The organism is Candidatus Hydrogenedentota bacterium (genome assembly GCA_018005585.1).
Taxonomy (GTDB): domain Bacteria; phylum Hydrogenedentota; class Hydrogenedentia; order Hydrogenedentales; family JAGMZX01; genus JAGMZX01.
The window spans coordinates 82172-90304 of record JAGMZX010000005.1; the positions used below are offsets into that span (position 1 = coordinate 82172).

Here is an 8133-nt window from a genome sequence, read left to right on the forward strand (position 1 = left end):
AAAATCGCGTGGCTCCGCGAATATCTGCCCGCATGCGACATCGGGTTCCTGGCGCCTCCATCCGTGGCCGCGCCATCCGCGGAACCAGCCGTGCAAGAGATGCTCGAGGCGCCCGCGGAGAGCGCCGCGCCCGGCGCGAAGTGAGAAGCGCGGATGGACGCATCCCGTTTCGAACGTGCGTTCGCCGCAATCGACGCCGCGAACAGCGAAGACCCAAACGTGGAGACGCACGAGGGCCGCGCGTACCCTAAGGAATTGCTATACGGGCGGCGGATGAGCGCGTGGCTCGACCGGTTGCGGCCGGACGCGCCGGAAACGCTCCGGCTCGCCTGCCGCGCGCAGCACCTCCAGCGTTGGAAGGTGCCGCGCGACACCTTTCCGAGGGACCGGCGCGGCTATCTCCTCTGGCGCAAACAAATGTATGACTTCCACGCGGAACTGGCCGCGGCGCTCTTGCGCGACGCGGGCTACGGCGACGCGGAAATCGAGCGGGTCGCCTCGCTCATACGGAAACGGCGACTCGGCGCCGATCCCGACGCGCAATCTCTCGAAGATGCGGCATGCCTCGTCTTTCTCGAGTATCATTTCCCCGAATTCGCGGGGAAAACGGAACCGGAGAAGATGGCCGGCATCCTGCGCAAGACCTGGGAGAAGATGAGCGGCCCCGCGCGCGAACTGGCGCAGTCGTTACCCTATCCAGACGCCGCGCGCGGGTTGCTTGAACAGGCGCTGGCCGCCCCGGACGCGCCCGAATGAGCGTGTGCGTCGGTATTGCGGGCGGCACCGGTTCCGGCAAGACCACGCTGGCGCGCGCCCTTGCCGAATCGTTCGGTGGCCATGCCACGGTCATCGCGGAGGACTGGTATTACCGCGATCAGGCGCATATCCCCTTCGAACAGCGCCTGACCGTGAATTACGACCATCCGGACGCCGTCGAGAGGGACCGGCTCGCGCGGGATGTGGCGTTGCTGAAGGCCGGGCATGCCGTTGCCGCGCCGCAATACGATTTCACCACACATACGCGTTGCACCGCGGCAAACGTCGTCGAACCGCGCGCCGTCCTCATCGTCGAGGGGCTGCACGTGCTGTGCGATGAGCCGCTGAGAAGACTGCTCGACTTCAAGGTCTTTCTCGACGCGCCTCCCGACGTGCGCCTCATACGGCGCATCCGGCGTGACGCGGGAGAACGCGCGCGCTCGGTGGAATTGGTGCTCGAGCAATACCTGCGCGACGCGCGGCCCATGCATGAGCTTTTCGTTGCCCCGTCCATACGCTACGCGGACTTGATAATCGAAGAGGATTGCGATACTGCCATGGCCATAGCTCGCATCGTCCAGGTCATGCAGAAGACAGGCGAGCCGAAGTAATTCAGACCCCGACGTCGTCCCCAATATCTTTCCCGGAAATCCGTTGCGCCTCACCCTCAATCTGTCCGCGTCAGAAGGTTGAGTTTGGGCATTACAGGTGCGGTGGGGCGCGCGCTGCGCCGTATCGTAGAAGAGGGATCGGGGCGGCCTCAACTAACTCTGCTACGTTTGTTTTGGTGTCGTGTCCGCACTTCTGTGGAAGCAAAACCAGAGCTCATCGAAACACACAGGCATCCGAGCGCTATTCGCCGCCGAATGGGTCAGGCAAAGGCGAATGCGGCGCGAAATGGGCGCGTTCTTCGGCCGCCTTTATGAATACCGACAGAAGAGTGATGATGGGCAGATAACCTCTTCCCCCGCTGACGTCCGGACATGGCTTCAGTCCGCGGAAGCGTTTCTTGACGCCATCAACAAACTCATCTTGCACAAGCTTGCCCATGATGACCGAGACCACAGGGCCTGGTGAATCTTAGCGCGAACTGACTGGCCGCGTTGAGAAACGAGAAGCGGAACAGCATGTCGCCAATGGAACTTCCTCAATCCGGCCCGACCTCGACGACGCCGAAGGCTTGGGCGCCGTCTGAGGAACCGCTGAGCACTTCCCCGCCCTTGCCGCTTGCCTCCCGATAGCGGGATGCGATTTCGAGCACTGCGTCGCCCGCGCCCGCGCGGCCCAGCACCGCGACGAACCCGCCGCTGCCGCCGCCCGTTATCTTTGCGCCGAAAATACCCCGCCGGGGTCCCGCCTCGCGCGCAAGCGCGACGATGCGGTCGGTGCCGTCCGACCCGATATTGCAGGCGTTGTAGCTTTCGTGCGCCTGGTACATCATCTCGCCGATAAGGGAGAGCGCCTCGTCGTCCGGCGCGGGCGCGCGCAGCAACGACCGCACGAGACGCACGCGCTGCTGTTCGTAAACGGGATGCTCGACGGGACGGCGCACGGCGTAAATACGGCTGCGGTCCACCTGGGTTACCGCGTCTGTCGTGCCGCCGTAGTGCGACACGAACTCGCGCCCGCTGACCGTCTCAGGCAACCGGCTGCGAAATCGCGCCTCATATATGGAGGAGGCGAGGTTCACGAGACAGCCTCCCCAGAGCGGATCCTCGATTTGCACGCGCCCGTCCCCGGCCGGCGTCACGGTCAGCTTCGCCATGTCTGCGATGATCCGATAGCCCATGAACGCGCCGATGCGCACGGAGGTGTAGTCGGCGCCGGTAATCGCGTGCCGAATACCGGAATCGATGGCCCAGATGCCAACATTTTCGGGGACCGGCACGGCCTCTTGCAGTTCGGCAGGCTGACACAGGAGCGCGACCAGCTTGTCACGCTCGCCGAACACAGCGGTCATCTGGTCCATGACCCCGCACGGCGCGCCAACGACAAGATTCTCCGCTTTCTGACACAAGAGCGCCACATCGCGTCCACCGGTTTCGAGACCCAGCAGCGCCGCGACCGCGTACATGGCGGCGACCTCGATTGCCGCCGAGGAACTCACGCCTTTGCCGAGCGGCACATCGGACGCCACGAGCACGCGCAGACCTTGCGCGCAACGCGCGCCCTTCTCCCGCAGCAGCACGAGCAACACACCGGCCACATAAGACGCCCAGTGCTCCTCCTCGCTGCGGGCGAACCGGGCGCGCGCGGCTTCATACGGTATCGGGACGCCGTTCGGGGCGAGTTCCTCGAGGTCCAGAGACACGGTTGCATGGTCCGCGTTTCGGAGGTCGGCGCTGCGCACGGTGATGCGTGGCGCGGCATCCGCCTGTGCGACGGCATAGGCCGCGCGCGCGAGGGGCATTTCGAGCACCAACCCGCCGCTGTAGTCCGCGAAACCGCCCATCAGGTCGAGCCGCCCGGGCGCGCGCGAGACGAACAGCGGCCGGTCCGGCACGAAGAAACCGCTTTGTCGGGCGAGTTCCCGTTCGAGTCGCGCCATATCCGGCGCCCGGTTCACCGCGCCGTCCGGCAACCTCCACATGACGGACATTCTCCTTCCTTGATTCCGTGCGATGTCGAAATGGTCCGGGGGATCACCCGTTGACCCGGCGATCGCGGAGATAATGGCGGTTCAGAAAGACCTTGGACACTTCCTGCGCCGCGGGATCGAGTTGGAGCGTCTGATAGGCAATCCGGGCAATCTCTTCGAGCATGACGGCGTGACGCACGGCGGCGGGGCAGCTAGGGCCCCACGTCACCGGCCCGTGATGCGGGAGCAACACGCCGGGCATTTCACCGGGTGTCAGCCCGAATTCCGAAAGGCACTCGACTATCGTGCGCGCAAGATTTCGCTTGTAGTCCGAACGCAGTTCGCGCGCGGTGAGCGGACGCGCCACGGGAATCGCGCCATTGAAATAATCCGCGTGCGCCGCGCCCAGACACGGGATGGCGCGGCGCGCCTGCGCCCAACTCGTGGCATAGGCGGAGCGGACATGCACGATGCCGCCGACGTCCGGAGACTGCTGGTAGAGATAGCGGTGCAGCGGCGCGTCGGGCGCCGGCGATGCGTTGCCGTCCACGGGCTCGCCCGTCTTCAGCGATAGGACCACCACGTCGGCGCGGCAGCAATCTTCAAGGGGCGCGTCCGCGGGCAGGATGCCGAAGACGCCCGCGGCGCGGTCGACGCCGCTCACGTTGCCCCATGCGAAGCTGACCAGGCCCGCGTCGATGACGGCGCGGCTTGCCCTGAAGACCTCTTTTCTCAGATTGTCGTATGTCATGGCGTCACCGTGTTTCCTCGCGCAGGACCAACAACTCTTTCATTACTCCGAAGAGGTTCTCGGCATACGCGCGCGTGCCGAGACTATCGTGCAGCTTCTTGTACTGCGCGAACAGCCGTTCATAGACCTTGTGATTTTTCGCGTCAGGCGCGTATTTTTTGTCGCGGACGGCCGTCATGGCCCCAGCCGCCTCGGCGAAGTCCGCGTGGCCGCCTGCCGCCGGCCCCGCGACGACCGCGCCCGCCATCGCCGCGCCCAGCGCGCAGGTCTGTTCGCTGCGCGAGACTTCCATGGTGCGATTCATCACGTCCGCGTAGATTTGCATCACGAGCGGGTTCTTTACCGGAATGCCGCCGCAGTTGATCACGCGCTCGATCTTGACGCCGTATTCGGCAAAGCGCTCGAGGATGATGCGCGCGCCGAAGGCGGTAGCCTCCATGAGCGCGCGATAGATTTCCTCCGCGCGCGTATGCAGCGTCAAGCCGATGACCCCGCCGGTCAGCCGCGGGTCCACGAGCACCGTGCGGTTGCCGTTGTGCCAGTCGAGCGCGAGCAGACCACTCTCGCCCGGCTTCAGCGCCGCCGCGCCGCGCGTCAGCGCCTCGTGCGAACCCTTTTCCGGGCCGCCGGGCTGCATATAATTCACGAACCAGTTGAAAATGTCGCCCACGGCCGATTGGCCCGCCTCCAAGCCATAATGGCCGGGCAGAATCGATTCGGGCACGATGCCGCACAGGCCGGGGATATCCGGCATCGGCTGACCAAGCGGACTGACCGCGAGGTCGCAACTCGATGTGCCCAGTGCGCGCACCAGCACGCCCGGCTGAATCCCGGAGCCGACGCCGCCCAGGTGCGCGTCGAACGCGCCGACTGCCACAGGAATGCCGGCGCTCAGGCCCGTCTTCGCGGCCCACTCCGCCGTCAACCCGCCCGCGGTGTCCGCAATGGTAAAGCACTTGTCCGGCAGCGTCTCGCGCAGCCGCGCCAGCCCCGGGTCGAGTTTCGCGAGGAACGCCGCGTCGGGATAGCCGCCCCACGACGGGTGATAACTCGCCTTGTGGCCCGCGGCGCACACGCAGCGCTTCACCCGCGACGGCGGCGTTGTCCCGGTGAGCACCGCGGGAATCCAGTCCGCGCACTCGACCCAGGTATGCGCCGCGGCGAAGACCTTCGGCGATGTGCGCAGGCAGTGCAGCGTCTTCGACCAGAACCATTCGGATGAATAGGTGCCGCCACACTTGAGCAGGTATTCCGGGCGCAGTTCCCGCGCAAGGTTCGTGAATGCCTCCGCCTCTTCGATGGACGTGTGGTCCTTCCACAACCAGGCCATCGCGGCGAGGTCGTTCTCAAATTCAGGCTGGAAGGCAAGAGGTGTGCCCGACGCATCCACCGGAATCGGCGTACTGCCCGTCGTATCCACGCCGATGCCGACCACGTCCGCGGGCGTGAATCCCGCGTAGGCACGCGCCTGTTCCAGCGTGTCCTGCAGCACGCGCTCAATGCCCGCCACGTAATCCCGCGGATGCTGCCGCGCGAGATTCGGGTCCTTCGCATCCAGCAGGATGCCCGCGTCCCCGTGCGGGAATCCCCACACCGTCGTGGCGATCTCTTCGCCTGTCTGCACGTCCACAAGCAGCGCCCGCACCGAATTCGTGCCGAAATCCAGACCGATGGCGTACTTCCCGCTCATTTCGCGTGTTTCCTCCCTGCCGCGCGCAACCGTTTCGCTCAACCCCAAGCGAACCACAGGCTGATTTTATGCCAGACCCTGCCCTGCTGCAACCTTGGTGCACGTGGCATACGGCCGGGCCTGAAACCGGCGAGGAACGTGCGGAGTCCGATGAACAAGTCATGGTTCCGTCCCATTGCGGAAAGGGGAAAGCATGTCCGTTCGCTTCAAGCGCGTTTTGTACCGTTGCCTGCTGTTCGGCATGCTGGGCATGCTGTTCGAGGTGTGCGCCATGGCGTGGCAGGTGGGCTGGGAAGGGAACCTGAGCCTGCGCGGCGCGTCGTCGCCGTGGATGCTTCCGATCTATGGTCTCATCGGCGTGGTCCTCGAACCCGTATCCGCGCCGCTGGTCCGGCGGCGCGTGCCGCTGGTGCTGCGCGCGGCGGTGTATATGGTGCTCATCTTCGCGGTCGAATACGTCAGCGGCATGATGCTGTTTGCGGCGGGGATCAACAAAGCGGGCGTCGATAACATGCACACGGTCTGGGACTATCATTGGGCGCGTTATCACCTGCACGGACAGATCGCTCTTGAACTTGCGCCCACGTGGTATGTGCTGGGCCTGACGCTCGAATTCCTTTACAGGCGGGTCGATGCTTGCGCCGCGGCGCTCGCGCTGAAGCTGCGCGGCGATGCGCTGTTCGCCGGTTACGCCGCCGGGAAACGGGAGACCGCGGAATGTCCTTGAATGCGCGGCGGATGTTGACCCGGTTCGTCATTTTCGGCGTGCTCGGCCTCGCCTTTGAAGTCTTCGGCACGGGCCTGGGCCAGTTGCGGCACGGCCATATCGTGATGCGCGGGTACTCGTCGCCGTGGATGATCCCGGTATACGGAATGCTCGGCGTCGTCTTCTGGCCGATCGCCGCGCGCCTGCGCGCGGCGCGTATTCCGCTGCCCTTGCGCGCTGTGGTCTACATGCTCGGCATCTTTGCCGTCGAGTTCGTTTCCGGCATGGTCTTCCTCGCCGTCGGCCTCAACCGGTTCAACGCGGACCGCAACCACGCGGTCTGGGACTACACGGGCGAGCCGTATTCGCTCTACGGGCAGATTTCGGCGCGGTTCATTCCGGCGTGGTATTTTCTCGGCCTTATCGCGGAGCGCGCGTATCTCTGGGTGGATACGTGGGCGACGGCGCTCGCGCTCGGCAAGCGCGCGGAACAGCTCCTGCCGCGAGAGACGGAAGCACATAAGTCCGGTTGAGCCGGCATTACGCCCCGCGTTGTCCGATGACGCGGGCCGGCGCGCCCACAGCGATAGCCTCGGCGGGTATCTCGCCCGTCACCACGCTCCCCGCGCCTATTACCGCGCCCGCGCCGATATGCGCGCCGTCCAGCACCGTTGCTCCGACGCCCAGCCAGACGCCGTCTTCGACCGTGATCCCGCCCTTGGTCTTCAGCGGCTGCTCCATGATCGGTTTCCCCGCGGCGAAGCAATGGTCGTACGAATAGAAGCAGCAGTGCGAGGCAATCTGCACCTGCCTCCCGATGCGAATGGGCGCTTCGTATGCGGCCAGCAGGCAGCGCGGCTGGATATGCGTGTCGTCGCCGATGACGATGCCGCCGCCCCTACCGATCTCAAGGATCGTGTCCCGGTGCAGGCTGACCCGGTCGCCCATCTCCACGCAGCCGGTGGCCTCGTCCGCGCGGTAGATCACGACGCGGTCGTCGATGTAGACATGCGCGCCGGAACGCAGCGCGCGAAAATCGACCTCGGCCCGAGCCGAGATGTACCCGCGCGGATTCAACCGCGCCAGGTAGCGCCTGCCCTTGTACGGCGGCGCAAACCACGCCGCCAAGCGCGCCGGCCACCGGCCGCAACGGCCCGGCCGGGCCCAGCGCATCCAGAACACCGTCCAATACCACTTTGGCCGCAACACGTCGCGGAGCACGCTCATAAGGTCCTCTCTGCTCAGTCCGGCCCGACGCCGTACTGCCGGAAATGATGCTGGAAATGCACTCCATGTATGCGCCCGTAATAGCGCAGCGGCTGCGGCCCCAGCAGCATGTTCGGCGCGAGCCGCTCCGGCTCGCTGTCCACGGCGTCGAGGAAGCGGTCCATCGCGCGCAACAACGCGTCCCGTTCCTCGTCGAGCGCGCCTTCCGCGGGGGGCGTGAACGAAGCCGGCGCCTTGATCGTGCCGCCCGGCCATCTCGTAAACCAGTGGAAGAACAGATAGCGAACTACCGTACTCACGATGGGTATGCCCAGGCTGCGCGTCTTCGGCCCCTCGCCCAGCGAGATCTCGACCGACGCGCGCAGATGCCGCATCAACCCTTCCGGCGTCAGGGTGCCCCACTGCCGCTGCGAGACCGAATGGAT

The 8133-nt window shown here is 65.5% G+C and carries 10 protein-coding genes; 5 read left to right on the top strand and 5 right to left on the bottom strand.

Translation table 11 applies throughout. The features are described from left to right. Positions 1-153 precede the first annotated feature (153 nt). From KA184_01745 to KA184_01755, 3 genes are all read left to right on the top strand, one after another. On the top strand, positions 154-756 hold the full coding sequence (locus KA184_01745; protein ID MBP8128274.1) for a DUF4202 domain-containing protein: 603 nt from the start codon (positions 154-156) through the stop codon (positions 754-756). Beyond that, positions 753-1367, top strand: a complete 615-nt coding sequence (udk, locus tag KA184_01750; GenBank protein ID MBP8128275.1) for a uridine kinase — start codon at positions 753-755, stop codon at positions 1365-1367. The genes KA184_01745 and udk overlap by 4 nt, the downstream gene beginning before the upstream one ends. 181 nt (positions 1368-1548) lie before the next feature. Beyond that, on the top strand, positions 1549-1833 hold the full coding sequence (locus tag KA184_01755; protein ID MBP8128276.1) for a HEPN domain-containing protein: 285 nt from the start codon (positions 1549-1551) through the stop codon (positions 1831-1833). 70 nt (positions 1834-1903) lie between these two features. Here the strand turns inward: KA184_01755 and KA184_01760 are convergent, their stop codons facing one another. The 3 genes from KA184_01760 to KA184_01770 are packed head-to-tail and all read right to left on the bottom strand — an operon-like array spanning position 1904 to position 5775. After that, the gene (locus KA184_01760; GenBank protein MBP8128277.1) at positions 1904-3346 is read right to left on the bottom strand and encodes a GHMP kinase; all 1443 of its coding nucleotides are present in this window, start codon (positions 3344-3346) and stop codon (positions 1904-1906) included. A 52-nt stretch (positions 3347-3398) separates the two neighbouring features. Beyond that, on the bottom strand, positions 3399-4085 hold the full coding sequence (locus KA184_01765; protein ID MBP8128278.1) for a class II aldolase/adducin family protein: 687 nt from the start codon (positions 4083-4085) through the stop codon (positions 3399-3401). Between the two features lie 4 nt (positions 4086-4089). Beyond that, positions 4090-5775, bottom strand: coding sequence for a ribulokinase (locus tag KA184_01770; GenBank protein MBP8128279.1), 1686 nt, complete (start codon positions 5773-5775; stop codon positions 4090-4092). Positions 5776-5968: 193 nt separating this feature from the next. Here KA184_01770 and KA184_01775 point away from each other — a divergent pair, with 193 nt between their 5' ends. Then, positions 5969-6502: a hypothetical protein gene (locus KA184_01775; protein MBP8128280.1), complete on the top strand. Its 534-nt coding sequence runs from the start codon at positions 5969-5971 to the stop codon at positions 6500-6502. Between the two features lie 11 nt (positions 6503-6513). Beyond that, positions 6514-7014, top strand: coding sequence for a hypothetical protein (locus KA184_01780; GenBank protein MBP8128281.1), 501 nt, complete (start codon positions 6514-6516; stop codon positions 7012-7014). A gap of 7 nt (positions 7015-7021) precedes the next feature. On the opposite strand, the gene KA184_01785 is transcribed toward KA184_01780, so the two are convergent. Next, complete coding sequence (locus KA184_01785) at positions 7022-7708, bottom strand: acyltransferase (GenBank protein ID MBP8128282.1); 687 nt, start codon at positions 7706-7708, stop codon at positions 7022-7024. A gap of 14 nt (positions 7709-7722) precedes the next feature. Continuing rightward, positions 7723-8133: DUF1569 domain-containing protein (locus tag KA184_01790; protein MBP8128283.1), on the bottom strand; the 411-nt coding region annotated here is incomplete at its 5' end.

Excerpts from the sequence above, each read along its gene's own strand:
- KA184_01775 (MBP8128280.1), top strand. The coding sequence starts at position 5,969 with ATGTCCGTTCGCTTCAAGCGCGTTTTGTACCGTTGCCTGCTGTTCGGC.
- KA184_01785 (MBP8128282.1), bottom strand. The coding sequence starts at position 7,708 with ATGAGCGTGCTCCGCGACGTGTTGCGGCCAAAGTGGTATTGGACGGTG.
- KA184_01745 (MBP8128274.1), top strand. The coding sequence starts at position 154 with ATGGACGCATCCCGTTTCGAACGTGCGTTCGCCGCAATCGACGCCGCG.
- KA184_01760 (MBP8128277.1), bottom strand. The coding sequence starts at position 3,346 with ATGTGGAGGTTGCCGGACGGCGCGGTGAACCGGGCGCCGGATATGGCG.
- udk (MBP8128275.1), top strand. The coding sequence starts at position 753 with ATGAGCGTGTGCGTCGGTATTGCGGGCGGCACCGGTTCCGGCAAGACC.
- KA184_01780 (MBP8128281.1), top strand. The coding sequence starts at position 6,514 with ATGTTGACCCGGTTCGTCATTTTCGGCGTGCTCGGCCTCGCCTTTGAA.
- KA184_01765 (MBP8128278.1), bottom strand. The coding sequence starts at position 4,085 with ATGACATACGACAATCTGAGAAAAGAGGTCTTCAGGGCAAGCCGCGCC.
- KA184_01770 (MBP8128279.1), bottom strand. The coding sequence starts at position 5,775 with ATGAGCGGGAAGTACGCCATCGGTCTGGATTTCGGCACGAATTCGGTG.